Source organism: Prauserella oleivorans (assembly GCF_042685745.1).
In the GTDB taxonomy this organism is placed as follows: Bacteria; Actinomycetota; Actinomycetes; order Mycobacteriales; family Pseudonocardiaceae; genus Prauserella_A; species Prauserella_A oleivorans.
Genome location: NZ_JBHUNT010000001.1, coordinates 1,150,439 through 1,176,849, shown reverse-complemented (window position 1 = coordinate 1,176,849; position 26,411 = coordinate 1,150,439). Strand labels below are relative to the sequence as shown.

At 67.5% G+C, this 26,411-nt stretch carries 24 protein-coding genes and 3 tRNA genes; 14 read left to right on the top strand and 13 right to left on the bottom strand.

Features of this window, described 5'->3' with window-relative positions:
- The first annotated feature begins 294 nt into the window (after nt 1-294).
- From ACFSZT_RS05865 to ACFSZT_RS05850, 4 genes are all read left to right on the top strand, one after another.
- Nucleotides 295-2,382, top strand: coding sequence for a hydantoinase/oxoprolinase family protein (locus ACFSZT_RS05865; protein WP_377389677.1), 2,088 nt, complete (start codon nt 295-297; stop codon nt 2,380-2,382).
- Nucleotides 2,379-4,334 (top strand): hydantoinase B/oxoprolinase family protein, encoded by a 1,956-nt coding sequence (locus ACFSZT_RS05860; RefSeq protein WP_377389679.1) that lies wholly within the window; start codon nt 2,379-2,381, stop codon nt 4,332-4,334. Before ACFSZT_RS05865 ends, ACFSZT_RS05860 begins: the two co-directional genes overlap by 4 nt.
- A 69-nt stretch (nt 4,335-4,403) precedes the next feature.
- A complete protein-coding gene (locus tag ACFSZT_RS05855) occupies nt 4,404-4,664 on the top strand; it encodes a hypothetical protein (protein ID WP_377478181.1) in 261 nt (86 codons plus the stop codon).
- Nucleotides 4,665-4,806: 142 nt separating this feature from the next.
- Nucleotides 4,807-5,598 (top strand): SDR family oxidoreductase, encoded by a 792-nt coding sequence (locus ACFSZT_RS05850; RefSeq protein ID WP_377389683.1) that lies wholly within the window; start codon nt 4,807-4,809, stop codon nt 5,596-5,598.
- 15 nt (nt 5,599-5,613) lie between these two features.
- Here ACFSZT_RS05850 and ACFSZT_RS05845 read toward each other — a convergent pair.
- A protein-coding gene (locus ACFSZT_RS05845) for an IS5 family transposase (protein ID WP_377478175.1) occupies nt 5,614-6,482 on the bottom strand; the annotation gives its coding sequence in 2 pieces (ribosomal slippage) (nt 5,614-6,114 and nt 6,117-6,482; 867 coding nt in all).
- A gap of 109 nt (nt 6,483-6,591) precedes the next feature.
- Between ACFSZT_RS05845 and ACFSZT_RS05840 the strand changes: the two genes are divergently transcribed.
- The 4 genes from ACFSZT_RS05840 (at nt 6,592) to ACFSZT_RS05825 (ending at nt 10,864) form a co-directional block, all read left to right on the top strand.
- Nucleotides 6,592-8,124 (top strand): class I adenylate-forming enzyme family protein, encoded by a 1,533-nt coding sequence (locus tag ACFSZT_RS05840; protein WP_377394009.1) that lies wholly within the window; start codon nt 6,592-6,594, stop codon nt 8,122-8,124.
- A gap of 67 nt (nt 8,125-8,191) precedes the next feature.
- Nucleotides 8,192-8,935 carry an SDR family NAD(P)-dependent oxidoreductase gene (locus tag ACFSZT_RS05835; protein ID WP_377394007.1) on the top strand — a complete coding sequence of 248 codons (744 nt, stop codon included), beginning with the start codon at nt 8,192-8,194 and terminating at the stop codon, nt 8,933-8,935.
- A 17-nt stretch (nt 8,936-8,952) separates the two neighbouring features.
- Nucleotides 8,953-10,119, top strand: coding sequence for an acyl-CoA dehydrogenase family protein (locus ACFSZT_RS05830; RefSeq protein ID WP_377394005.1), 1,167 nt, complete (start codon nt 8,953-8,955; stop codon nt 10,117-10,119).
- Between the two features lie 169 nt (nt 10,120-10,288).
- Entirely contained in the window at nt 10,289-10,864 is a 576-nt protein-coding gene (locus ACFSZT_RS05825; RefSeq protein WP_377394003.1) for a TetR/AcrR family transcriptional regulator, read from the top strand.
- 86 nt (nt 10,865-10,950) lie between these two features.
- On the opposite strand, the gene ACFSZT_RS05820 is transcribed toward ACFSZT_RS05825, so the two are convergent.
- The 6 genes from ACFSZT_RS05820 to ACFSZT_RS05795 form a co-directional block, all read right to left on the bottom strand.
- Nucleotides 10,951-11,781, bottom strand: coding sequence for an EamA family transporter (locus tag ACFSZT_RS05820; protein ID WP_377394001.1), 831 nt, complete (start codon nt 11,779-11,781; stop codon nt 10,951-10,953).
- A 2-nt stretch (nt 11,782-11,783) separates the two neighbouring features.
- Nucleotides 11,784-12,299, bottom strand: a complete 516-nt coding sequence (locus ACFSZT_RS05815; RefSeq protein WP_377393999.1) for a MarR family winged helix-turn-helix transcriptional regulator — start codon at nt 12,297-12,299, stop codon at nt 11,784-11,786.
- 111 nt (nt 12,300-12,410) lie between these two features.
- A complete protein-coding gene (locus ACFSZT_RS05810) occupies nt 12,411-12,839 on the bottom strand; it encodes a DUF6194 family protein (RefSeq protein WP_377393997.1) in 429 nt (142 codons plus the stop codon).
- A gap of 296 nt (nt 12,840-13,135) precedes the next feature.
- Entirely contained in the window at nt 13,136-14,047 is a 912-nt protein-coding gene (locus ACFSZT_RS05805) for an NAD(P)-dependent oxidoreductase (RefSeq protein ID WP_377394011.1), read from the bottom strand.
- 37 nt (nt 14,048-14,084) lie between these two features.
- Nucleotides 14,085-14,540, bottom strand: coding sequence for a carboxymuconolactone decarboxylase family protein (locus ACFSZT_RS05800; protein ID WP_377393995.1), 456 nt, complete (start codon nt 14,538-14,540; stop codon nt 14,085-14,087).
- Nucleotides 14,541-14,640: 100 nt separating this feature from the next.
- A complete protein-coding gene (locus ACFSZT_RS05795; protein ID WP_377393993.1) occupies nt 14,641-16,194 on the bottom strand; it encodes an SLC13 family permease in 1,554 nt (517 codons plus the stop codon).
- A 254-nt stretch (nt 16,195-16,448) separates the two neighbouring features.
- Between ACFSZT_RS05795 and ACFSZT_RS05790 the strand changes: the two genes are divergently transcribed.
- The 3 genes from ACFSZT_RS05790 to ACFSZT_RS05780 all read left to right on the top strand — a co-directional run bounded on the left by ACFSZT_RS05790 (nt 16,449) and on the right by ACFSZT_RS05780 (nt 19,342).
- Entirely contained in the window at nt 16,449-17,723 is a 1,275-nt protein-coding gene (locus ACFSZT_RS05790) for an MFS transporter (protein ID WP_377393991.1), read from the top strand.
- Nucleotides 17,724-17,732: 9 nt separating this feature from the next.
- Nucleotides 17,733-18,578, top strand: a complete 846-nt coding sequence (locus tag ACFSZT_RS05785; protein WP_377393989.1) for an N-acyl homoserine lactonase family protein — start codon at nt 17,733-17,735, stop codon at nt 18,576-18,578.
- Between the two features lie 116 nt (nt 18,579-18,694).
- A complete protein-coding gene (locus ACFSZT_RS05780) occupies nt 18,695-19,342 on the top strand; it encodes a GntR family transcriptional regulator (protein ID WP_377393987.1) in 648 nt (215 codons plus the stop codon).
- Nucleotides 19,343-19,509: 167 nt separating this feature from the next.
- On the opposite strand, the gene ACFSZT_RS05775 is transcribed toward ACFSZT_RS05780, so the two are convergent.
- Nucleotides 19,510-20,001 (bottom strand): hypothetical protein, encoded by a 492-nt coding sequence (locus ACFSZT_RS05775; protein ID WP_377393985.1) that lies wholly within the window; start codon nt 19,999-20,001, stop codon nt 19,510-19,512.
- Between the two features lie 311 nt (nt 20,002-20,312).
- On the opposite strand from ACFSZT_RS05775, the gene ACFSZT_RS05770 reads away from it, so the two are divergent.
- Nucleotides 20,313-21,518, top strand: a complete 1,206-nt coding sequence (locus ACFSZT_RS05770; RefSeq protein ID WP_377478178.1) for an IS110 family transposase — start codon at nt 20,313-20,315, stop codon at nt 21,516-21,518.
- 719 nt (nt 21,519-22,237) lie between these two features.
- Here ACFSZT_RS05770 and ACFSZT_RS05765 read toward each other — a convergent pair.
- The 4 genes from ACFSZT_RS05765 to ACFSZT_RS05750 form a co-directional block, all read right to left on the bottom strand.
- Nucleotides 22,238-22,311: transfer RNA gene (locus ACFSZT_RS05765), tRNA-Phe, on the bottom strand.
- A 27-nt stretch (nt 22,312-22,338) separates the two neighbouring features.
- A tRNA-Asp gene (locus tag ACFSZT_RS05760) sits at nt 22,339-22,415 on the bottom strand.
- A gap of 21 nt (nt 22,416-22,436) precedes the next feature.
- A tRNA-Glu gene (locus ACFSZT_RS05755) sits at nt 22,437-22,509 on the bottom strand.
- Nucleotides 22,510-22,931: 422 nt separating this feature from the next.
- Nucleotides 22,932-23,174, bottom strand: coding sequence for a hypothetical protein (locus tag ACFSZT_RS05750; protein ID WP_377390166.1), 243 nt, complete (start codon nt 23,172-23,174; stop codon nt 22,932-22,934).
- 500 nt (nt 23,175-23,674) lie between these two features.
- On the opposite strand from ACFSZT_RS05750, the gene ACFSZT_RS05745 reads away from it, so the two are divergent.
- Nucleotides 23,675-24,148 (top strand): hypothetical protein, encoded by a 474-nt coding sequence (locus ACFSZT_RS05745; protein WP_377390164.1) that lies wholly within the window; start codon nt 23,675-23,677, stop codon nt 24,146-24,148.
- A 184-nt stretch (nt 24,149-24,332) separates the two neighbouring features.
- On the opposite strand, the gene ACFSZT_RS05740 is transcribed toward ACFSZT_RS05745, so the two are convergent.
- A complete protein-coding gene (locus tag ACFSZT_RS05740; protein WP_009156738.1) occupies nt 24,333-24,536 on the bottom strand; it encodes a cold-shock protein in 204 nt (67 codons plus the stop codon).
- A 434-nt stretch (nt 24,537-24,970) separates the two neighbouring features.
- On the opposite strand from ACFSZT_RS05740, the gene ACFSZT_RS05735 reads away from it, so the two are divergent.
- On the top strand, nt 24,971-26,152 hold the full coding sequence (locus ACFSZT_RS05735) for a L,D-transpeptidase (RefSeq protein WP_377390161.1): 1,182 nt from the start codon (nt 24,971-24,973) through the stop codon (nt 26,150-26,152).
- Nucleotides 26,153-26,411 lie beyond the last annotated feature (259 nt).

Genomic DNA, 26,411 nt, shown 5'->3' with positions numbered 1-26,411 from the left:
CGCCACGTCGGCGCGCTGTCGCGCCTGTGAACTGCTGCGATACCAGCTCGCTGGCACCGCGGCAGATCATCTGGCTTCTGCTGACACGTTGCTTTGGACCGCTTGGTCCAAAGCAGGTGAATATCGGTTCGACTCTCGTCCGGGTGCGGAGCTCGTCCAGGATCCAAGGCAGCTCATCCGGCTGCACGGCCAGTGCCACGAAATCGAATCCGGCGAACGCGATCACGGGATTCGGCGAAGCGCTGCCGCGCGTCGGGCAATGTCGCTCGTCAAAGCCTAAGGAAAGGAGCTTCCGTGGCGAATACTGCCGCCACGCCGTCGTGGTGGGTCGGGATCGACGTCGGCGGAACCTTCACCGACGTCATCGCGATGCACCGCGAAACCGGCGAAACCCGCGATCACAAGGTGCTCACCACCAAGGGACGACTCGAGGACGGCGTACTGGCCGCACTCCAGGGCCTCCGCATACCGCTCGAAGACATCGCCGAGATCGTGCACGGGCATACCGCGGGCATCAACGCCGTGCTGAGCCGGCAGGGCGCGTCCGTCGCGCTGCTGGCGACCGAAGGGCATCGCGATCTGCTCGACATCGGACGGATGGACCGCGAGTTCGGCCCACGCTTCTACGACCCGACGTGGCTGCGCCCGCATCAGGAGCGACCGGTCGCCAGGCGACGCCACCGGTACGGCATCCGCGGCCGGATCGGCTGGGACGGGCAGGAAGTGGTGCCACTCGACGAGGCGCAAGTCCGGGAGGTCGCTGCCGAGATCAGGGCCGCCGGCATCGAAGCGGTGGCGGTGTGCTTCCTGAACTCCTACCTGAACCAGTCACACGAGCAGCGAGCGGCCGCGATCCTCCGGGAGGAGCTTCCCGGCGTCTACATCCAGACCTCCGAGATCTACCCGGTCACCAAGGAACACGAACGCACCGTCACCGTCGCTCTCGACGCCTACGTCGGACCGATCGTCACCACCTACCTCAACCGCCTCGAAGGCGCGCTGGAAGGCGCGGGCTTCCGCGGGACGCTGTGGATCATGACGATGAACGGAGGCGTCGGGTCCGTCGCCGAAACGCTGAAGGCGCCGGTCTTCCAGCTGGTCTCCGGACCTGTCGGCGGCGTGGCCGGATCCGTCGATCTGGCCCGCTCGTCGGGCGACAGCAATGTCCTGACCATGGATATGGGCGGCACGAGCACCGACGTGGCCGCGGTCCGCAACGCCACGACGCCGATGACCGACACGTGGGCCGTCGAGTTCGGGCTCACCATGACCATGCCGGTCGTCGACGTCGGCTCGGTCGGTTCCGGCGCCGGCAGCATCATCCACCTCGACTCGGTCGGCACCTTGCGCGTCGGGCCCGAATCGGCCGGGTCGGTACCCGGGCCCGCGTGCTACGGGCGTGGCGGTGAACGCCCCACGCTCACGGACGCCTGCGTCGTGCTCGGGATCCTGCAACCCGACCTCTTCGCCGGCGGCGCGCTGACCCTGGACGTCGAACTCGCCCGCGCCGCGCTCAAGACCGTCGCCGAACCACTGGGCATGTCGGTCGAGGAACTCGCGGACGGCGCCTATCGACTGGCGTGTTCCGACGTCGCCGGGTCGATTCGCTCGATCTCGACCTACCGGGGCCTGGACGTCCGGGACTTCGGGCTGCTCGCCTTCGGCTCGGCGGGCCCCATGATCGCGCACCAGGTCGCCCGCGAAATGGGCGTGGCCAAGGTCGTGGTGCCCCAGGCCCCCGGCGAGTTCTCCGCCTTCGGCCTGCTCACGAGTGATCTCCGGGTTTCCACCGCGCGGTCTCCCATGTCGGTGCTGTCGACCGAGGGCGGCACCGACTGGGAGGGCATGTTCACCGAGCTCGAGGAACAGGTGTCGCGCAACCTGGGCAGCCAGGGCGCGGCGAAGGAGGACATCGCCCTCGAACGCGCCATCTACGTGATGTACGCGGGTCAGACCTGGGACAACCGGCTGGACATCGACCCCGGCGAGATCGACGACGTCCGGGTCAAGCAGCTGATCGGTCAGGTGCACGACTTCTACCAGCAGCGCTACGGCTTCAGTGCCGAGGAGTTGCCGATCATCGTGACCACCATCGAGGTGACCGGACGCGCGCCACGCGCGACCCTGCCCAAGCACACCTCCCGCGCCGGCGAGCAGGAACCGGTTCTCCGGCGCACGACGGTCAGGCTCAACGGCATCACCCACGACGACACCCCTGTCTACCGCCGCGACCTGCTGCCCATCGACGAGCACGTGCCCGGCCCGGCTCTGATCGTGGAGGACTACGCCACCACGGTCGTCCACAGCGGATCATCCGCTGTGCAGGACGCCACCGGCATCCTCCGGATCTTCTCCGACCGAAAGGATGAACACTCCGCATGACCACCACGATCGAGCCCAACGGTGCGCGCGGCGTGGCCGAGGGCGACGCGAAACACCTGGTCGACCTGGAGACGGTGCGCTACGGCCTCATCGAGGTCGCCCGGGACATGCACCAGGCCCTGATGCGGTCGGCCTTCTCCCCGATCGTCCGCGACATCAACGACTGCACGGCCGCCATCCACATGCGCACGGAGAACGGCTGGGAGATGGTCGCGAGCTGGGAAGGCTGCATGCAGCACGCCTTCACCTCGCAGCACATCTGCAACTTCACGATGAACGAGTGGGACGAGGAGCAGCTCCAGGACGGCGACGTCATCCTCGTCAACGATCCCTGGCGCGGCGCCATCCATTGCGCGGACATCAACATCCTCCGGCCGATTCTCATCAACGGGAGGGCCGAGTTCGTGCTGCACTCGACCTCACACGTGGTGGACCTCGGCGGGCCCATCCCCGGCGGGTTCGCCAACGGGGTGCAAACGGCGTTCGAGGAACAGCTGCGGTTCCCGCCGACGCTGCTCTACGCGAACGACCGCCCCGTCAAGGCCGCGTTCAACTACCTGCTCGAGAACGTGCGCGTCCCGGGCTCCGTGCTCGGTGATGTGCGGGCGCTCAACGGCTGCCTCGTCATCGGGGAGCGCCGGCTGCGTGAGCTGATCGACAAGTACGACCACGAGCTCGTCCGCAAGGGCGCCATCTACGGCGTCGAGATGACGGAAGCGGCCATGCGCGCCGGCATCCGGGAGATCCCGGACGGCGACTACCGTGCCGAGGACGTCATCGACGAGGACGGCGTCACCGACGAGTCCGTGCCGCTCGTCATGACGCTCAAGAAGCGTGGCGACTCCATCGAGGTCGACTACTCCGGAACCGGCCGGCAGCCGCTGGGCAACGTCGGTACCGCCTGGTGCGAGGCGACCCGCTGCATCGAGGGAATCAAGTTCATCGTCGACCCGAGTTCGCCCGTCAACAGCGGGACGCTCAGGCCCGTCGAGGCGATCATGCCGCCGGGAAGCGCCGTGTGCTCGCTACCGCCGACCTCGGTGTCCAACCACGTCGACATCGGAGGCCGGGTCGTCAACCTGGTCGCGCAGGCCATGGGCAAGGCCATGGGCGACAAGGCCATCGGCTGTGACTCCGGCACGCTCGGCATGCTCAGCCTGGGTGGTGTGGACGACCGGCCCGGCCACGTCGGCAACCCGTGGGCATCGTTCGCGCTCGCCGGTGGCGGCTGGGGCGCGACCTGGAAAGGCGACGGGCTGACGTTCTGCACGCTGGCGATCGGGAACTGCCGGACCTCCGTGCAGGAGCACGTGGAACGGGAATCCCCGCTCGTCGTCGTGCAACACGAGATCATGCCGGACTCCGGCGGCGCCGGGCAGCACCGCGGTGGCAACGGCGCGGTCTACACCATCACGGCACTGTCCGAAACGGCCATCACGGTGACGGGCGACCGGACCCGGATCGGCACGCCGGGCACCAAGGGTGGTGGCCGCGGCATGCCGTTCTACGGCTGGCTGATTCCGGATTTCGACCCGGCGTCGCCGAGCAGCCTGAACGTCTTGGATCTGCGCACCGCCGAGCCACTGTTCGGCATGTTCGACGACGACGGCATTCCCTCACCGGACGGCGGAACCTTCGGCCTGGGAACGAAGTACGCGAGCGCGAAGGTGTCGGGCATCGTGCTCAAGCCCGGTCAGGCAATCCGGGTGATCATCGGCGGCGGCGGTGGCTGGGGCGATCCGCTCGCGCGCCCCACTGGGAACGTGCTGGACGACGTCCTCGACGGTATGCACACCAAGGCCTACGCGGAAAAGGCCTACGGCGTCGTCTTCGCCGGGGACACCGCGATCGACGAGGAGGCCACGAAGGCCCGGCGCGCCGAGCTCGCCGCGGCCCGCGACGCCGGTCGCTGGACGGTACCCACGGCATGCCCCCTCGAGTGGATTCGGTGAACCAGCAAACCACTGCGCACGACAGCCGGCACCCGACGTGCGGGGCCGGCCCTCAGGAAGGAGCTCCCCATGGGAGTTGAGCGCATGCTCTTCCCGCGGCCGGAGGAAGAACGTATCTCCGTGCCCCGCAAGCCGGTCGAGGCGACGTGCCCCGCGTGCGGGTCGACCGACGTGGCCCGCTATCCGGTCGCCAACTTCATCGGCCCCCGGATGGTCACCAAATGCCAAGACTGCTTCCACCACCTCTCCGTCGACGTGCCGACGGCCGACGATCACTGGCCGCCGTGGCGGCCGGCCACCTGGGGCTGGCCGGGCACCCGAGCGGGCTGACACCTCGGTGCTCCGGCGGGGCGGCCGTCCCCGCCGGAGCACCGACACCAAGCCCTTGCCATGGGACCCCGAGGCCCTCAACCGCAGATCCATCCAGAAAGCACGGTATGAGAACGAGCAGACACAAGCCGGACGTCGTGCCATGAGCCGGCACGCTGCCGCAGTGGTCACCGGAGCCGCGGGCGATATCGGGCGCGAGCTCGTGCATCGGCTCGCCGCTCACGGCCTGCATGTGGTCGTCACGGATGTGGATGGCGAGGCAGCCGCCGCCACGGCCGCCGGCTGCGACGGTTCCGCGATCACCCTCGACGTCGGTGATCCCTGTGCCTGGGACACCGTCACCGAGCACCTGGCCACTCTGGGCCTGCCGTTGGCCGCGGTGATGCTCAACGCGGGTGTCGCACTCGGCCAGGCCGACCTGCTCGACGTGGACCCGGCCGCCTACCGGAGGGCGTGGTCGGTCAACGTCGACGGAGTGGTGTACGGCCTCCGTGCGCTCATACCGCTGCTGCGGCGTACGCGCGGCCACGCTGTCATCACGGCATCGCTGGCCGGGTTGACCGCCGTGCCGTTCGACCCCGTCTACGCGATGACGAAACATGCCCTCATCGGGTTGGTGCGCAGCTGTGCACCCACCCTGGCCGAGGACGGCATCGGGCTGCATGCGGTGTGTCCCGGGCTGGTGGACACCGCCTTGCTCGGTGCCGCCCGCGAAGAACTGGCCCGGATGGAATTCCCCTTGCTGACCGTGTCCGATGTGGCTGCCGCGCTGGTGGACTGCGCCCTGGGAAACAATCCCGGCGAGGTCGTCGTCGTGCAACCCGGGCGGCCACCTACTCCGTACCGCTTCGCGGGCATTCCGGGTGGGCGCACCGGGAAGCCGGTGCCTGCGCTACCCGGCGTACTACCGATCGGAAACCGGAGCAGCGGCTAGGTCGTGTCCTGCAATTCATCGTAGCCAGAGGATGATGGCGGCGATGGTGAGTTCTGCCTGGTAGTAGGCGGCGCGTTTGGCGTAGCGGGTGGCTAGGTCGCGGAACTGTTTGAGCCGGTTGAAGCAGCGTTCGACGACGTTGCGCTGCTTGTACAACTCGGCGTCGAAGGCGGGCGGGCGTCCGCCCCGTGAGCCGTGCGCGGCGCGGCGGGCGATTTGGTCGTCGCGTTCGGGGCTGACGAACCGGATCCGGCGTTGTCGCAGGGCGTGGCGGGTCGAGGGGTGCGAATAGGCCTTGTCCGCGATCACCACCTCGGGACGGCGGCGTGGGCGGCCAGGCCCGGTGCGAGCGACACGGATCCCGTCCAGCAGCGGCACCAATTGTGGATTGTCACCAGCCTGCCCCGGGGTGAGCACAACCCGCATGGGCAGCCCGCGTCCCTCGACCACGAGGTGGATCTTGGTGCTCAATCCGCCGCGGGAACGTCCGAGTCCTTCGCCGTCGACCGCGATCGCCTCGATGGCGGGCGTGCAGCCCCCTTTTTCCGGGCTCCCGCAGCATGCTGGTGAGCCCGGACCACCGAGGAATCGACACTGATCACCCACTCCACGTCCCCGACAGCGTCGTCTTTGACGATCACCTCGTCCAGAATCCGCTGCCAGGTACCGTCCTTGGTCCACAACCGCAGCCGCTCATGGGCGGTCTTCCACGGCCCATACCGTTCGGGCAGATCACGCCAGGGCGCGCCGGTCCGAAGCTTCCACAGAATCGCATTGATCACCTGCCGGTGATCCCGCCACCGCCGCCCCGGCCCCGACACCGCCGGCAGCAGCGGCTCAATCCGCGCCCAGGCCCGATCCGTCAACTCACCCCGACCAACCACGGACAAGATCAAACCCCATCCGCAGCTAGATCATTTACAGGACACGCCCTAGCGCCATCGCGGTCATCGCCGTCCCTCCCACCCTGCCGTCACGACCAGGAGTTCAACCATGGATGCGTACACACTGCGGGACATCCTGACCAAGACCGTGACCGACTCCGGAGCCGGTCCGGACAAGATCGCGCTGACCTTCGACGACCGGCACATCAGCTTCGCCGAACTCGACGATCGGTCGGACCGGCTGGCGAACGGACTTCTCGCCGCGGGCTTCGCCAAGGGCGACAAAGTTGCCGTGGTCATGTACAACCGGCCCGAATGGGTGGAGCTGTTCTTCGCGCTGGCCAAGATCGGCGGCGTGATCGTCCCTATCAACTACCTGCTCGCCGCGTCGGAAATGGAGTACATCTTCGACGACAGCGAAGCGCGCTGGATCGCCGTCGAGGACACACTGGCCGACGCCGTCAAGCCCGCGCTGGAGCGCAACCCCACCCGGACCGTCATCGAGATCGGCGAGCACAGCGGTCTGGGCATCGCCTACGAGAATCTGGTGAGGACACCCGCCGGCAGTACGGCCGCATTCCCGGAGGTGCGTGCGGACGACCTGTTCCTGCTGCAGTACACGTCCGGCACGACCGGCTTCCCCAAGGGCGCCATGCACACGCACTCCACCGTGTTGTGGAACAGCTACCACCAGATCGTCGACTTCGACGTCGCTGCTGACGACGTCTACTACGTCGTGCCGGCACTGTGCTGGGCTGCCGGGTTCCACGACTTGGCACTTGCCACGTTGTGGCGTGGTGGCCAGGTGGTGCTTGGGCGCAGCACCGGTTTCGATCCGGGTGCGTTTCTCGCGCAGGTGGAGCGTCATCGGGTCACCAAGGTCCTGTTGGTCCCCACCGTCCTCAAGCGAGTCCTCAACCACCCCGATTTCGACGGCCACGACACGTCATCGCTGCGGATGGTCCTCAGTGGTGGGGAGCCGGTTCCTCCCTCTTCGCTGGAAGGCCTGAAGGCACGGCTACCGCATTGTGACGTGCTCCAGGTGTACGGGATGAGCGAGTTCCCCACCCTGATGCTGTTCATCACCGGCAAGGACGCCCAGGAGCGCACCGAGTCGACCGGCAAGGCCTGCTCGGCGGCCACCGTCCGCATCGTCGACGAGTCCGGCCAGGACGTCCCGGCCGGCACGATCGGTGAGATCATCTGCCGGTCGCCGGCGTGCATGGTGGGCTACTACAACAAACCGGACGCCACCGCGGCGACACTGGCCGACGGCTGGCTGCGCACCGGTGATTTGGCCAAGCACGACGAGGACGGCTTCGTCTTCATGGCCGGCCGGGCCAAGGACATGATCATCACCGGCGGTCTCAACGTCTATCCGGCGGAGATCGAGCGAGTCCTGGCCGCGCATCCCGACATCATCGAGGCCGCTGTGGTCGGCAAGCCCGACGACACATGGGGCGAGGTCGGCGTCGCACAGGTGGTGGTCCGTGACGGTGTGCAGCTCGACCACCACACCGTGGAGACCTACCTGCGCGAGCGCCTGGCCGGGTTCAAGGTGCCTCGCATGTACCATTTCACCACCGAGCCACTTCCCCGGACGACGTCGGGAAAAGTCCAGAAACACCGGATCTCGACCTAGTTTTCCTTCATCTCTCATCGCAACGATGACCTGGTCATCAGTTTGGACCGACCGGTACAGTGATTTCATGACCGCCAACCGAAAAGCAGAAAGACGCACCGCGCTCGTGACGGGAGCATCGCGCGGAATCGGCTCCGGTATAGCCCGTCACTTGCTCGATCGAGGATTGCAGGTCGCCGCGACATATCGGTCAGGGCAGGAAAATGTGCAGAAACTCGCCCTGGCTTATCCCGAGCTCGTGCTTCCGGTGCACCTCGACCTCACCGATCCTGACGGTGCGCCCGCTGCCGTCGAGCAGATCCGGGCCAGGTGGGGCCGCCTGGACTCGCTGATCCTGAACGCAGGCGTGTGGTCGGGCGGCAAGCTCGCGAAGATGGACCCGAGCGGCTGGTGGGGCGTCATCGAGACGAACCTGCGTAGTACCGCGGCAATTGCTCGCGCGGCGATCCCGATGCTGGCGGAAGGTGACAACTCGAGCATCGTGATCGTCGGTTCGGTGGTCGGCGAGGTCGGGTTCGCGGGCGACACCGCCTATGCGAGCACGAAGGCCGCCGCTGTCGGTTTCGCTCGATCATTGGCCAAGGAACTGGCTCCCGACGGCGTGCGGGTGAATGTCCTGGCCCCCGGATTCGTCGAGACAGACATGACCGCGGCCGTCCCGGACGGCTCCCGGCGCAAGATCGCCTCGGAAACACTCCTGGGCAGATTCGGGACGGTGGACGAAATCGCACGTGCAGCCGTCTTCCTGTCCGAAGACGCGACGTTCTGCACGGGCACGGTGCTTGCCGCTGACGGCGGCTGGTCCCTGTGAATCGAGGAGGAATCGACGTGAGTATCGGCCTGCCCGCCGAAGAGTACGGCAAGCTTCGACAGCGAGTCTTCACCACGATCTGGAACGAGCTCGACCCGCTCGAAAAGCAGATCGAGGACACCGAGAAAATTCCCTACGACGTGGTGATGCCGGCCCTGCGCGAATGCGGCGCCTTCGGTCTGATCGTCCCGCGCGAATACGGTGGCTCCGGACTGTCGATCTCGCAGTACCTGCCGATCCTGGCCGAGTTCGCGAAGATCCAGGGCGGAATTCGAGCATTGATACACGTGCACAACTCGTTCGCGCACGCGCTCTCGGAAATCGGCAACGAGCAGCAGAAGCAAAGTATCCTGCCCGGCGCTGCGGTCGGCGAGAAGTCGCTGGCCTTCGCGTTGACCGAACCCGGCAACGGCACCGGGATGGATCTGTCGACCTCGGCCCGCCGCGACGGCAGCGACTACGTCATCAACGGCCGCAAATGGCTCATCACGAATTCCGACTTCGCCTCTCACTTCCTCGTGCTCGCCAAGACCGCGGAGAAGGAGGTCTCGGCGATCATCGTCGAGCGCGACGCCCCCGGGCTCACCATCAAACCCCTGCCCGAAACGATGGGCTGCAAGGGTGGCCAGCACGGCGAGCTCACCTTCACCGATGTCCGCGCCCCCGCCACCGGCCTCGTGGGCGCGGAGGGTGAAGGCATCGATCACCTCGAACGCGCTCTGGAAATCAGCCGCGTCTTCATCGCGGCCTCCTCACTGGGCACCGCCACCTACGCCTTGGACCTGTCCCTCAAGTACGCGAAGGAGCGGGTCACGTTCAACAAGCCGATCGCCGAACGGCAAGCCATTCAACGCTATCTCGCCGAGATGGCCACCGATGTCTACGCACTCCGCGGGATGCTGGCCGATGTCGCCGGCAAGTGGGACCGCGAACGCCGGGTTCCGGCCGAGTCCTCGCTGGTCAAGCAGTTCGGCCTGGAAGCCGTCGGACGCGTGACCGACCGGGCTCTGCTCGTGCACGGCGGCATCGGCTACACCCGGAAATATCCCATCGAGCGGCTCTATCGGGACGCGCGCCTGAACTGGCTCGAGGAAGGACCGCCGACCATCCAATACATGGTCGCCGCCCGGGAGTTGCTCGCCGGATACCAGTTCGACGACGCGTTCGACGCCGTCCCCCAGTAGTCATCACCCACGAAAGGCCCTGCGTGCTACGGGTGAGCGCGCAGGGCGGGGTGCCCACGTGGAGGCCGCGCTCGTGCGATGGCGAGGCTGGGAACGTGCGAGCCCCCGGCCAGGTCAGAATAGGCTTGGTACGACACGAGTGTTATGCGAGACAAGGCGGTACACGCCGATGACGGCGACCTACGAAACGAATCGGGGGCGAATCATCGCCGTAGCGGCCGAGCTGTTCGCGCGCAACGGCTACCACGCGACCGGGATCGCCGAACTCGGACGCGCCGTCGGCCTCGGCCGGGGAGCGCTGTACCACTACATCGGCAGCAAGGAATCCGTTCTCTACGCGATCAGCAAAGACCAGGTCGACAAGATGAACGCCTATGCCGAGCAGGTGCTCGACAGTGGTCTCGACGCGGAGGCGGCGCTGCGCGAGATGGCTCGTGGCCTGCTGCGCAACATCGCCGTCCATCGCGCCGAGTGGACCGTCTTCTTTCGTGAGTACAACGCGTTGACCGGGGACCGGCGTGACCGCGTCATCGCGGCCCGCGAACGTTACGAGGGATATTGGCGTCAGGCTCTGGATTACGGCGTCCGCAGTGGCGTGCTTCGGCCGACACCTCGTCTGTTGGTCAAGGGAATCCTGGGCATGCTCAACTACACGTACCTGTGGTTCACCAGCGAGGGCGAGCTTTCGCCGGAGGAGCTCGCCGACCTGTTCATGGACGCGCTCATCAACGGCATCCACAGCTGAGACGCCGGCAAAATCCAGGCGCGCAGCACGGCACCGTGCACCCGCATCCGATGCATGTCCTGTGAATCCCCTGTGGAACGGCGGAGTCACGTCGTGGTCAACAGCGCGATGGCCGCTGCCGCCGCGGCCAGACCACCCGCCTGGGCCAGGGACAGGCGTTCGCGCAGCATCGTGATGCCGAGCAACACCGGGATCGCGGGATACAACGACGACAGCACCACGGCGATGACGACGAGCTGGTACTGGGTGGCGAACAGATAGCACAGGAGCGCGAGGGCTGCGGCAACGCCGGTCAATGCCGCGCACATCGCGACGGGGCCCCGCAACCGTAGTGACGCCTTGGCGGCCGAGGGCAGGATGGTGATGATCGCGGCCACGCGACCGGCGACGATCGGCCACACCCCCGCACTCGGGTCGGCCTGCGCGAGAGCGAGGTACTGCACGGCAATGCCGACGCCGGCGATCAGCCCGTCGAGAGTTGGTGGGCCCGCCGGTCCCAGCTCGGTGCGCGTTCCTCGGGAGACCAGCCACAACGCCGGCACAGCGACCACGATGCCCAGCCAGGACAGCGGCGACGGCCGCTCTCCGAGGAAGGCCACCCCGGCGAGCACGGGCAACGCCACTCCGGCCACGGCACTGGTCGGTACGACCACGCTCATCGCTCCGCGGCCGAGCCCGCGGAACAGGAACAGCATTCCCACCCCGGTGCCGACCCCGGACAGTGCGCCCCAGCCCAGGTCGGCGGCCGCGACGTCACCGGCGTGCAGGAACGGCGCGGCGGCGGCCGCCAGCACCAACCCGCCGACCTGGCCCGCCAGCGCCACCGCACCGAACGGGGCGCGGCGTGCCAGCAGCCCACCGGCGAAGTCGGAGAGCCCGTAGAACAACGCCGAGGCGAGCGCGAGCAGCGCGCCCATGGTCAGCCGCCTCGGTCCCGCTCGGCCTGCCCGACCGGGCACACCGCGTCCCGGACACAGCTCGCACGATCGCACAACCGGCACAGCAGCTCGGCGTTGCCCACGTGCTCGTAGGCGCGGGTGAGCAGTTTGGCCAGCAGACCGGCCAGCTGCTCCTGCTCGTCGGAATCGAGTACCTCGAGAAGCTCGCTCAGCCCGGCGCCGCGCGCGTCGAGCAGCCGTCGCACCGCCCTTGGCCCTGAGGCCGTGAGCGCGACGGCAACCTCCCGGCCCTGGTGCCGACGCCGTGTGACCAATCGTTGCCGCTCCAGCGAGTCGACCATCCGGGCCGCCGCCGACTGACTCAGCCCGACCCTCCGGCCCAGCTCCGTCACGCTCAACGCCGGGCTCGCGGCGATCACCACCAGCGCGGCCGCACCGCTGGCGCTGACCCCGACGCGCCGATACGCGTCGGCCAGCACCAGGTCGGCCACCGCCAAGGCCGTGGCCCCGAGCAGGTTCGCCGTCCTCTCATGCATGACTCATGCATACGCGCGTGGTGGCGATTTCGCAAGTCGATGACGTGGGGCGGCCGGCGGACGGTGGCCCTGCCTGCCGAGACCGGGCCACCGTGCTCGGGTCGCCGCCCCCTACGTGGCCGCGCGCCGCCGCTCGGCGTTGTCGTACTTGCGGACCGCGAAGGCCGCCGCCTCGGCCAGCAGCTCGCGAACGAGCGGCCAGGTCCGCTCGGGGTTCAGCACGCACACCCAGTTCTGGCCGCCGTAGACCGGGTGCGGCAGCAGCACGTCGATCGCCGTCAGGTCGTAGTCGCGCCCCGGATCGACGAGTTCCCGAAACCGCGCCCGAGGAAGACCGAGGTTCAGCCGGAAAACGCCCGCACGGTCCAGATTGGACGCGGTGTCGTGCGCGTCCGAGGTGACGATGGTGGCCCAGGGCAGCTGCCGCTCGGGCGGAAGATCACCGCGCGGATCGTAGATGGCGTAGGAGTCACCGTTGAGCTCGACAAGGCGAGTTCCCGGATGAGCGGCAAGGTCGGCGCGAATCTGGTCAATTTCCATTGCGCCAATAGAGCACTTTACGGCGACCCCATGCCCGAAACAAGTGACGTAAGTCACTATATTGCCCTAAGCCGGACAACTCACCGTCCTTGACGTCGACACCGCTGGGCCAGTGGGTTGGCGGTGGCCACCGGGATGTCCCTCGGGGCACGGCCGAGAGGCGGTCGAGCGGCCGCTGTCGAGAGCCGGCAAGTGAGTGAGCGGGTTTCCGCCCGAGCGGATCGTCCACATCGAACCGTCATTGCCTCCGGCGGACGGCGCGAGCCCCAGTGGGTCCGCGACGGTCACCCTCACGGTCAGGGCAGGAGCGAAACCCCGGTGCGTTGTCCCAGGTATCGGGCGATCTCGGATTGATCCGGGTTGCCGAGGCCGTCCGCTCGAAGCTCTTCCAACGCCGTGGTGCACAGCTGCACGCAGGCCTCGGCGACCGGGAGGTCAAGGTTCTGCGAGCGCGCCAGGTTCAGGGCCGTGGTGATGTCCTTGACCGTGAGCGGCAGTGAAAAGCCGACGTTGCATCCGCCGTCGAGGACCTGCGGTTCGATCTTGACCTCGGTCGCCTGGTTACGTCCCGTCGATTTGTTGATCACGCCCAGCATCACATGCGGGGAGAGTCCGAACTTCTTGCCGACGGTGAGTACTTCCAGCGCGCCCACGAGCCCGATGGCCGACAGCAGGTTATTGAGAGCCTTCAGCGCGTGTGCGGAGCCGACGGGCCCGACGTGGGTCACCGACTCGCCCATCGTGCGCAGGATCGGCAGTGCGCGGTCGTAGTCGTCGCGGGCTCCGCCGGCCATGATGGTCAGCGTTCCGGTCGCGGCCTTTCTCGGGCCTCCGGACACGGGCGCGTCCACCATGGAAACGTTCTTCGCGGACAGAGACGTCGCAAGAGCGGCGGTGGCTTCGGGAGCGGACGAGCCCATGTCCACAACCAGCGTGCCCGGACGCAACCTGCCGGCCAGGCTCTCCGGGTCGTCGGGATCGCCGAGCACAGCCTTGACGATCGTGCTGTCGGGCAGCATCAGGATGAGCACGTCCGCCTCAGCGGCGTCGGCGGAGACCGACAGCGGTGTCGCACCCGTCTCGCTGGACGCGGCCGACAGCGCGTCGGCGTTGACGTCGAACACCGAGAGCGGAGCGCCCGATTTGGCGAGGTTACGCACCATGGGCAGGCCCATGGTGCCGAGTCCGATGAAGGCTATCTTTTCCATGCCTGTGTCCTTCGGTTCGCGGTGAGGTGGAGAGTGGTCAGCCGGCCTGGCCGTTGCCGCCCTCGTGCACCTGGACCGTCGGCTCCAGCCCATCGGCGCCGACGACCTCGCGCCAGGCATCGAAACCGGTCTGGAAGGCGACGATTCCTGCCTCGGGCAGGGAGATCTCGATAGCCTCGAGGATCTCGCGCGGGCTGACCCCGAGGTCGAGCGCGACCCGGATGTGGCTCTGAATGTGCCCCTTGGAGGCACGCATCACGGTCAGGCTGACGATGAAGATCAGTTCCTTGGTTTTGCGGTCCAAAGTGCGGTCCGACAGGTAGGCCGCCGAGACCAGGCCGTTGGCCGCCTGTAGCACCTCGAAGTCCTGCTTGGCCATGACCTTGTGGTAATCGAGCACATAGCCGCGCTTGCGAGCCATTTCGTCGATGTATTCCTGCGGTTGGACGGACATGCGGATGCCTTCCTGCGTGGGCTTGGTGGACGTGTGCACATGGTTTGCGCCATGCACACATGAGATTGACCGTAATACAGTATTACCGTCGGCGCAACGGCCGACTCGGCGAACCGCCGAGTCCACTGTGGTGGTGTTGTCAGAGGACCAACGGGACGGTGATGTGTACGGCGATGCAGATCAAAACCAGTCCGCAGATGTCGAGCAGCGCGCCGGCCTTGGCCATTTGGCCGGTGGTGACCTTCCCGGTGGCGAAGGCGATGGCATTCGGCGGCGTGGCGACGGGGAGAATGAATCCGACACTGGCGGCCATGGTGATTGCGACCGGGAGAATGACCGGTTCGATGCCCATGGCGACGGCGATCCCAGCCGCGACGGGCAAGAACAGCGCGGCGGCGGCGGTGTTGCTCATGAGCTCGCCAACGAGGATCACCACCAGCGCCATCACGGCGACCACGACGATCAGTGCCGCCCCATTGAGGGAGCCGAACAGCTCGGCGATCCAGGCACCGAGCCCGGTTTCCTTGAACTGGGCGGACAGGCTCAGACCACCGCCGAAGAGCAACAGCACTCCCCAAGGCACGTTCTTGGTGTCATCCCAGGTCAGCAGGCGGTGCTCGCGATCAGCGGGGACGACGAACAGCGTGACGATGAGGGCGATCGCGATGGCGGCATCGGTGAGGTGCTCGAGCCACGGTGCGTGCTCGACCAGGCCGGTCTGAGCCAGCAGCGGGAAAACCACCCACGACAGGGCGCCTGCCGCAAACACCACGAGCGTGCGGCGTTCGCCACGCGACATCGGCCCGAGGTCGCGCCGTTGCTGTTCGATGAGCTCACGCCCGCCCGGGAGCGTGGTGGTGCCGATGGGAAACACGACCTTGGTCATCAACGCCCACGCAAGTACGAGGAAGACCACCACTACCGGAAACATCATGAGGAACCAGTCCAGGAACGTGACCTGCACGCCGAAGGACTCTCCGAGGAAGGCGGCAAGCATGGCGTTGGGCGCTGCCCCGATCGTGCTGGCCATGCCGCCGATCGTGGCCGCGTAGGCGATGCACAGCACCATGCAGATGCCGAAGTTGCGGTCGGTTGCACCGCTGCGTTCGGTCAGCCCCAGCACGGACAATCCGATCGGGATCATCATCATGGTCGTGGCGCTATTGCTGACCCACATGGTGATGAAGGCGCTGGCGATCATGAACCCGCCGATGATGCGGGTCGGTTTGGTGCCCATCAGCGAAACGATGTGCAGGGCGATCCGGACGTGCAGGTTCCAGCGCTGCATCGCGGCGGCGAGCATGAACCCACCGAGGAACAGGAAGATGGTGTCGTTGGCGTAGGGCGTCGCCGCGGTGTCGAAGTCTGTGATAGCCAGCAGCGGGAACAGCAGCAGGGGAAGGAGCGCGGTGGCCGCGAACGGCAGCGCTTCGGTCATCCACCACACGGCCATCAGGCCGGCGACGGCGGCGACTCCGCGCCCGGCCGGTGGCAAGTCGGCCTCGGTGACGGTCAGGAGCAGGTAGATCGCGAGGGAAACGAGTGGTCCGGCGATCAGTCCGATGGTCTTGGACCTGGCTCGGGTACCGGACGTCTTGTTCGATGGCTCCACGGACGTGGGAGCAGCAGATGCCATGGTGGTCCAATCCAATCCTCGTTGACTGGTCGCCGTCGTGAGCACGACATGCCACACGTCGCAAACGTCGAGCGAGCGTAATACCGTCATATACGAGGGTCAAGGACGATTCCGTGCTGTTGACTAATACCGTAATACGGGTCTACGGTCCTGCTGGCCAGCCCGGCGGACCAAGGGCGGTGGCAGGTCTTGCGCCGACGCCGACGGCCGCAGCGCTCACCAACGCTGCGCCGACCCGAGCCGGTACGCCTGGAGCGACTCGAGGAGGAGTGCCACCCATGGACGTCACGCCGGCGGATACCCCTACGCGGATGACGGCATCACCGCGCGGCCGGACGGCCGTCGCCGTCGGGATCGGCAACTTCATGGAATGGTTCGACTTCGCCATCTACGGCTTCTTCGCGGCCATGATCGGCAAGTTGTTCTTCCCGGCGACCACGCCGGTCGTGGCGTTGCTGAGCTCGCTTTCGGTATTCGCGGTCGCGTTCGTCATGCGACCCCTTGGCGCGTTCGTGCTGGGGCCGGTCGGCGACAAGCACGGCCGTAAGGCCGCCCTGGTGCTGTCGGTTCTTCTGATGGGCGCCGCCACCACGCTGATCGGGCTACTGCCGAGCTACGAGCAGGTTGGAGTTCTGGCTCCGCTGGCGCTGGTCGTGCTGCGTTGTGTGCAAGGCATCGCGGCCGGCGGCGAATGGAGCGGCTCGGCGGCCTACCTCGTCGAGAACGCCCCGGACAACCGGCGTGGCCTGTACGCGAGCCTGATCTCGGGAACCGCAGCGCTGGCGTTCCTCGTCGGCAGCGCGGTGGCGTTGGTCCTCAGTGTGGGGATGGCACCGGAGGCGCTGCTGAGCTGGGGCTGGCGAGTGCCGTTCCTGCTCGCTGCACCCCTGTCGCTGATCGGCCTCTACATCCGGCTGCGGCTCGGTGACACCCCGGCCTTCGAGAAACTCCGCGAGGAAGAAGCGGTCAACACCTCGCCGTTGCGCCGCGTGGGGCGCCGGGACCTCAAACCTCTGATGGTGACCTTCGCGTGCTCGAGCGTGTCCGGGGTGGGCATCTACTACCTCGCCACCTACGTCAACAACCATCTCACCTCGGTCCTCGAAATCGAGCGGACAACCGGTTTGGCACTCAGCGGCGTGGGCCTCTTCCTGTATCTGCTGATGTGCCCGCTGGTCGGCGCGCTGTCGGACCGGATCGGACGCCGCAGACTCAACATCATCGGCACCGTGGGTTTCGTGCTCCTGTCCGTGCCGGCGTTCGCTCTGATGAGCGGCCGCGGCGCCGTAGGTGTCGTGCTCGGCCTGGTGATCTTCGGTGCCTGCCAGGCACTGTGCAGCGTGACCAACGTGGTACTGCTGGTCGAGCTGTTCCCCGCGGACACTCGTTCGAGCGGGAGCGCACTCGGCTACAACCTCGGGCTGCTGGTCGCAGGTCCCGGCCCGCTGGTCGCGGCAGCGCTGGTCAACGCCTTCGGCACCACCGTGGCACCCGCCTGGTACCCGGCCCTGGTCGCCCTGCTCGCCGCCCCGGTGCTGATCAAGTGGCTGCCCGAGACCTATCGACGCGACATCACCACCAACTGAGGAGCATCCGTGCTTGAGGAGCACTACGAGGTCGTCATCGTCCGCTACGGCACCAGGACCACCCGGCGCAGTGACGCCTTCCTCAACCACCACTTCTACGGCATCCCCGACGCCGAGTTCACAGTGGACTACTTCCTCTGGGTGCTACGCAACCAGGACCGCACGATCATCGTGGACACCGGGTTCAGCCCCGAGGCCGGCGCCAAGCGCAACCGGACAATGACGCTCCACCCGGTCGACGCGCTGCGGTCGCTCGGCGTCGACCCCGCCGGGCGACACCAGGTGATCATCACGCACGGACACTACGACCACATCGGCAACGTGCGCGAACTGCCCAACAGCGAGCTGCTGATGTCCCACCGCGAGTACGAATTCTGGACCTCCGACATGGCCACCCGCCGCCAGTTCGCACACTTCGCGGAACAGGCCGAAATCGACGAGCTGGTGGCCGCCGACCGCGCCGGGCGGCTGCGCTTCGTCACCGACGGCGACCACCCCGCGCCCGGAATCACGATCATGGAGCTCGGCGGACACACACCCGGACAGCTCGCAGTCACGGTGGAGACCTCCGAAGGCCCGGTTCTGCTGGCCTCGGATGCGGTGCACTTCTACGAGGAACTCGAGCAGGACATGCCGTTCATCTCGGTGGCCGACCTGCCCGCGATGTATGCCGGGTTCGACACCATCCGCGCCCTGCTCACCGAGCGCCCGCATCACCTCGTGACCGGCCACGACGCCACGACTCTGGAGCGCTTCCGTGCGCATCCCGGGGAGCTCGCCGGGCACGCGGCCGTCATCGGTCTCCACGACGAGCGCCGGTTGTCGGGGAGCGAGCACGCCAGAGCCGGAAGCTAAGATGACCGTATTACGTTGTGCCGAGGGATCCGTCGCCGGCGGATTCCGAGCGGGAGCAGGAGTAGGCAATGCCCGGACCACGGGTCAAGCGCGTCGCGGCACCGCTGCGCGAACAGGTGCTCGATCTGCTGCGTGCCGATATCCTGAGCTCCGAATTCGAACCCGGCGAACGGCTCGTCGAGTCGCGCCTGTGCGCCAGGTACGAGGTCTCGCGCACGGTGATCCGGGAAGTCCTTCGGCAACTGGAATCCGAGGGACTGGTGTCCAGCGTGCCCAATCAGGGGCCGGTGGTCGCCGAGCTCACCCGTGAGGACGCGATCGCCCTCTTCGAAGTCCGGGCCGCATTGGAAGGACTGGCCGGTTCGTTGTTCGCCCAACGTGCCGATGCCAAGGAGCGAAAGCGGTTACGCGACGCACTGAAGGCCGTCGAGAAGTCACTCGGCAAAGCAGAACTTCCGGCGCGCCTGAAGATCAAGGACGAGTTCTACGCCGCGCTCATCGACGGCGCGCACAACGAGGTCATCCGAACCACGTTGCGCGGTATCCATGCCCGCGTGCAGATGTTGCGCGGGCTGTCCATGCAGGCGCCTGGCCGCTCTGCGGAAATCCTTCGGGAGCTGGGCGACATCACCGACGCCGCTGCGGTGCGGCAGGATCCGATAGCCGCCCGCGAAGCCTGCGAGAAGCACGTGCACAACGCCTCCGAGGTCGCACTGCGTGAGCTGGAGGCGCGCACCCGCTCGTCCGAGAACGGCGTCGGCTGACCACACTCAGGCGCTGCCGCTCGTTGGCTGGGCAGCGGAGGCGCGCAGGTCCGGACGCCCGAGCTTGCCAGCGCTCTCACGAGCGGGCCTCAGCCTCGCCCGCGCGACGTCGGGCCCGACGCGGCCCCGCAGCGGAAACCGCCGTCGCCTGGTGGAAGGGCGCCACCTCATAGGCGGCTGTGCCGGTGCGCAGACGTGGGAGGGGAGAACGTGAAGCTCGTTGTCAACAACGACGGCGGCGTCTCGGCCACGGACAGCACAAGTTCCACCCACAGGCACACGCGCCCGTACTCCTCGTCAGCGGCCCAGTCGGCCGCGCAGGCATCCAGCAAGTCCCGCGCCAGCGACCGCTGCGGCAGCCTGGTTGCGCTAGCTCCCGAAGGTTCGCCCACTACGCCCCGCACCTCGATCCTGATCTTCAGGTTGCGGCCCTCGGGCCTGGCGACCAGGTGAGCCGCGCGCAGCCGCCAGCGCACCGACGCGGCCACCGTGAGGAGCCCGTCGACAGCCAGCTCGACATCGAGGGAACTCTCGCCAACCCACGGAGCCAGCCGGCTGGAGAGCCGTTGCCGTAACCGTCTTGCATCCTGCAACTGGCTCAGAGGAGTCGGGAAACTCCGAGCGTCACCGACCCCCAGGTCGGCGCCATCGACGTACACGTCAGCGCGCCCCTCCGCTGTGGCTTAACGGTGGAACCACCAGCCTGACACACGGGCGCCGGTCACGCCGCGCAACACCACCCCGTTACCTTTTTCGTGGTTCCTGATCAAGGAGCTGTGGTCGCCAGGTTCGGTATGACTGATGCCCCCAGTCGAGTCCATGATCCGGGGGGTGGTGTCGCCGGGCCTGGTGGCATCGAGGGACCGCTGAATAGGGACACGGCCGCCTTCGGGTAGGTCTCGTCGTAACGTGGGTGCCGGCCATCGATGCTCGACCGGCGACCACCCGCGACGGACGAAGGACGTGGTGGATGACCAGCGGTTATGGCGTGTTCCTGGGGTTGGACGTCGGCAAAGGCAACCACCACGCCGTCGGCCTGGACCCGGCAGGGAAGCGGCTGCATGACGGGCCACTGCCCAACAGCGAACCCAAGCTGCGAACGTTGTTCGACACGCTCGCCGCCCACGGGCCGCTGCTGGTCGTGGTCGATCAACCGGCCACGATCGGCGCGCTGCCGGTCGCGGTTGCCCGCGCCTGCGGGCACCAGGTGGCCTACCTGCCCGGCCTGGCGATGCGCCGCATCGCCGACCTCTACCCCGGCACCGCCAAGACCGACGCCCGGGACGCGTTCATCATCGCCGATGCCGCCCGCAGCCTGCCGCACACGCTGCGCCAGGTCGATGTCGGTGACGACGCCCTTGCCGAGCTGGGGGTGCTGGTCGGGTTCGACGATGACCTGGCCGGTGAGGGCACCCGCCTCGGCAACCGCATCCGCGGCTTGCTCACCGGCATCCACCCCGCCCTGGAACGCGTCCTGGGACCCCGCATCACACACGCGGCCGTGCTGGAGATCCTCTCCCGCTGCGGCGGCCCCGCCGGGATCCGCACAGCCGGACGCCGCAAACTGAGCGCCATCGCCACGGCGCACGCGCCCCGCATGGGCGCCAAGCTGGTCGAGAGCATCCTCGCCGCGCTGGACGAGCAGACCGTGACCGTCCCCGGCACGGCGGCCGCCGACACCGTGCTCCCACGGCTCGCCGACAGCCTGAAAACCGTGCTGCACCAACGCAAAACAGTCGCCGACGAGGTGGAGGAGATCCTCGATGCGCACCCTCTTGCCGGGGTCCTGACCTCCATGCCCGGCATCGGGGTCAGGACCGCCGCCCGCATCCTGCTCGAGATCGGCGACGCCTCCGCCTTCAAGAGCTCCGGCCACCTCGCCGCCTACGCCGGGATCGCCCCCGTCACCCGCACCTCCGGCAGCTCGATCAAGGGCGAACACCCCGCCCGCACCGGCAACCGCAAGCTCAAACGGGCGTTCTTCCTGGCCGCCTTCGCCGCCCTGCACGACCCCACCAGCAGGGCCTACTACGACCGCAAGAGAGCCGAGGGCAAGAAACACAACGCCGCCCTCATCTGCCTGGCCCGCCGCCGCTGCGACGTGCTCTTCGCCATGCTCCGCAACCGCACCCACTACCGAACCCCGCAACCCAAGACCACACCCGCTGCGGCTTGACAACCACATAGGGACACCCCCCGGCCACCCGTGATCGCCAGACCCCCGCACACCACCGGCCACGGCGCCGCGAGCGACACCGCACGTCTCCAGGAACATCGCGCCGAGACGCCGCAGGTATTGCCGAATTGCCCTCTAACAGGTCAAGGGCGGCGCGCAAGCGCGCCGCCGCCGGGGCCCGCCCGGCCTCCCGCTGACGCTCCGGCCGGCGGCCCCGGCGCACCCGACATGCACGCCTACCGACCAGCCAAGGCAAATTGGGCAACCGCGGCTCACCTCGCAAGTCCCCTTCTCGCCCGGCGATCGTCTTACGCCGCGCCGACCACATCAAGGGCGCCCACGGCGTCGCTGCGCGATGAGCTGCGCTCACCCTTGACCCGGCCACCACGGCGCAAAGGACCGGCAAGGGTGAAGGGAACGGGGAAGGAATAGTGCCGGGCTGTGCCGCTGCCGCAGGGGTACGGCGGCACGGCAGTGGCAGGCGGGGACCTCCTACCGCTCGGCTCAACACCGCCGACTTTCCGTAGATCGGGACACGAGCTCTGGGTGCTACAGCGATCACAACCGGGGCTGGGGCAGCGCTAGCGATACGCGGGCAACATACGGGCAACGAGCACCGGCAACCGGCGGTCAACGACGGTCAAGCCCGGCCACAGCCGCGACCGCGCCCAGACACGAAAAAACCGTCTTGACCTGCGTCAAGACGGTTCTCACGTGGGTGGCCAGGGCCGGGGTCGAACCGGCGACCTTCCGCTTTTCAGGCGGACGCTCGTACCAACTGAGCTACCTGGCCGGAAACGCCGGCACTAGCCGAACGCTTTGGCGACCCTGACGGGACTCGAACCCGCGACCTTCGCCGTGACAGGGCGACGCGCTAACCAACTGCGCCACAGGGCCATGCTGTTCTGTTGTACTGCGTACTCCCAACGGGATTCGAACCCGCGTTGCCGCCTTGAAAGGGCGGAGTCCTAGGCCGCTAGACGATGGGAGCCCAGCCGGTTCGGCGAACCGACCCGACCGCGCTCTCAGGTCCCCCTGGGAGCGATGACTAGTTTAGGACACCCCTCCGAGGCCCCGCGCAGCGGGTACCACTTTACGTCTGACCTGCTCAAACGTCACCAACTCCCGGAGTTGTCGCCGACCCCACGCGACGCCACCTCAACGGCCGTCCGCGCGACTCCACGAGACCCAGCGAAGACCGCGCCACCGACTGCACAGCGTCGCAACGCCGTTACGAAGATCCGCGCGTCCGTTAACGAAAGCGAAAGAAATTCATTCGAAACGATGTTGTGGCGGCAATCGATTGCCCCTGCCGAGCCGCGGCCAGTAGCTTGGCGGCGTGCTGCCCAGGTGCACGACCAGGGGGTGTGCACCTGGGCAGTCTGGGGGCCCAGCATCACGCTCCGGGTCCGGCTATCCCTGAACCGGGGCGCGGCCATCCTCGTCGGGCTTCAACCCGAGCATGTCGAGCAGTTCGGCACAGTCCTCCGCCCCGCTCGCGCACCGCGCCACGGCAAGCCTGGCCCTGCGGACCTGATCGTCGGAGACACGCGGGGTTTCGGCGTGGCCCGCCCGCTGCGCCGGCACGCCCAGCCCGGCGAGTCCGTCTCCTTCGTGACGAACGAGGAACTGCCGCACTTCCACAGATCCGCTCATGGCTCCTCCAAGGGGCTCCGGATCGACCTTGGCCGCCGAGGCTAGTCAGCGCCCGAAAACCCCCACAGCCCCCCGGAGAGTGAACCGCCGAACACGCTGCGCCACTTGAGCGGCCATTCAGGGAGTCTTGGAATCTGAACGCCACACCACCGGAAAATGACAGGTCGGAGGCCTTTTTCGAACGCAACACTCGCGAGTCGCCGCCCTGTCATGTAACAATCGATGTGCTGACACACCCCCGGTCAGCGCCTGTGGAGATCCCCTCCGGCCCCCGCGTTCCTCCCCCTGGCGCGGGGGCCTCTCCATTTCCGGATCATTTCGATCTTGGGCTCGATCGGCCCACCCGGACATTCAGCGAACCACTCCAGGTATTCGTCTGCTGCGCCGAGCGGATGGCACGCTGCTCCGGACAGCCCAACTTCGCCCGGGTTCGACGACACACCGGGTGGGTCCAGTCACAGATGCCTCGCGTTCGAGACACAACCGTTATCGTGTCCGCCGTGCCTATTCCCTCTTTCGGACGGCTGAGCAGCCGCAGCAACCTCAAGGCAGTCAACGGCGGACGTCGCCGGGACGCTGCCGCGCAGGACGTGGACCCCGCCGCCGAGGACCAGGAGCTCTCCAGCTACCTCAAGGCCCTGGCGCCCGAAAACGACCCGGAGAGCACCGGGTCGGGCAGGCGCTTCGGGGACGCGCAGGTCTACCAGCTCCGCATGACCCACCTCGCCGGGCAGCAGCTCCGGGACCTCGCCGCCGAGCGCGGCACGTCGCCGCAGGCGCTGGCCCAGGAATGGGTGCTCGAGCGCCTCGCCTGGGAAGCGCAGGCGGCCTCCCAGCGTGATCCGCAGCAGTCCGCCGGCCGGCAATACCCGGAGGCCGGGTACCCGGCGCCCCAGGGCGCGGACCCACAGACCGACGAGTACGTCTTCGACCGCTCCGGCTGGGAGCGTCCCACCGGCGGCCGGCTGCACTGACCCGCCGGCCGGGCCGGCTACCGGACGCGGAACCGCACAGTGCCCGAGTTGCGGACAGCCGGCGGCCCACAGAACCCGCAGAGTTTCCCGACAGAGCCGAGCTGCCCCGGCAGCGGCCGGCAGTACGACAGCAACGAGCCCCCGGCGGATGCACCGCCGGGGGCTCGTTTCGTCTGAGGCGCCCTTAGAGAGCGCGAACCTTCTGAGCCTGCGGCCCCTTCTGTCCCTGGCCGACCTCGAACTCCACCCGCTGGTTCTCTTCGAGCGTGCGGAAACCGCGGCCCTCGATCTCCGAGTAGTGGACGAACACGTCGCCCTCGCCGCCGTCCTGGGCGATGAAGCCGAAGCCCTTTTCGGCGTTGAACCACTTCACAGTGCCTTGCGCCACCGTTTACTCCTCGTTGCTGTTCCGCATGGACGCCGCCGAAGCGAGGTCCCGGCCGCCCCGGGCGGTTCCAACGGAGTGAGCGAAGAGCACGCATCGGCTCCAGCCCGCGTCAGAAGTTCCGCGAGTGTGAAGCCACGAACACGCAAAACGACGGCCACTCGGCAGCCTACCTGCCTCCGGCCGTTTGGAAACCCCCATGGAACCCCGGTTGGTCCAACCGGGGGGATCCGTCCCGGCGAGGTTGCATAACTCCGCCCCCTTCCGATAACCCCAGATGGCAGGGACTGTGGCCGTCGACCCTGGTCGCGGCACGTCTCGCCAAGCGAACACCGTGTCCCGCAAAATGTGATGGCAGTCACTATTCTAGAGGTGAACGGCCACGCTCGATCGGGCGTCAGTTGGGGGCATAGGGGAGATCAAAAGGGGCATATGACGTGAGAAGACAACTGAGCGTGCGTGGCGGCGGACTGCTGGCACTCGTGCTCGCCTTCCTGGTGACGCTGACCGCCTGCACGGGTGACGGCGACACGGGAAGCCAGGGGGAATCCGGCGGATCCGAGACGCCGGCGGCCAAAGTCGTGGCCCAGCCGTCGAACGGGGCCACCAACGTCACTCCGCGGCAGCCGGTCCGGCTGACGGTGACCGACGGCACGATCCAGCAGGTGGCGCTGACCAATCCGGCGGGCCAGAAGGTCCAGGGCGAGCTGTCCGGCGACAAGCGGACGTGGAAGGTCACCGAGCCCCTCGGCTACGACAAGACCTACACCTGGTCGGGCACGGCGATCAGCGGTGACGGCAAGCGCACACCCATCAAGGGCTCCTTCACCACCGTGGCACCCGACACGACCATGGGCGGCCGACTCAACGTCGGTGACGGTAAGACCTACGGCATCGCGATGCCCATCACGCTGACCTTCGACGCACCGGTCGCCAACAAGGCAGCGGTGGAGCGGGCGCTGTCGGTCGAGACGTCACCCGCGACCGAGGGCTCGTGGGCGTGGCTGGAGAGCGACACATCGGTGCACTGGCGGCCGAAGGAGTACTGGAAGCCCGGCACCAAGGTGACGGTGAAGGCGAACCTCTACGGCGTCGACATGGGCGAGGGCACCTTCGGCGAGGCGGACCTGACCTCGCACTTCAGCATCGGCCGCTCGCAGGTCGTGAAGGCCAACACGCAGACCCACCGCATGCTCGTGTTCCAGGACGGCAAGCAGATCGCCGACTACCCGGCCAGCTTCGGCCTCGACTCCGATCCGGGCCGCGTGACGCACAGCGGCGTGCACGTCGTGATGAGCAAGCACTCGACGTACTTCATGAACAACCCGGGCTACGGCTACGAGGACTTCGAGGTCAACTGGGCCGTGCGGATCTCGAACAACGGCGAGTTCACGCACTCGGCACCGTGGTCGGTGGGCGACCAGGGCGTGCGCAACGTCTCACACGGGTGCATCAACCTGGCGCCGGACGACGCCCAGGAGTATTTCGAGCTGGCGCAGATCGGCGACCCGGTGGAGATCGAGGGCAGCACCCAGCAACTCGGTCCCGAGGACGGGGACTACCACGACTGGACCTACTCGTGGGAGGAGTGGACGGCGCTGTCCGCACTGGATCAGTGAGATCCATACCGCGCTGAGCAGGGTGCGCCGGGGCAACCCGCCGCACCCTGCGTCGTCGGCACGCGTGGCAAGACCGCCGGAACGTGGTGCTGCTCCTGGCCCGTGGCGTCGACACCGCCTGCGATGTTCCCCACTCGGGACCGCTACGGCACCTTCTCGATCGCCTCGGACATCCCGCCGGCCGCGTTCACAGGTAGGGTGCCGGTTCCTCGCCTGCCGCCTGGTGGAGCTCGCCGGAAACCCGGGTGGCCGGCGTTGT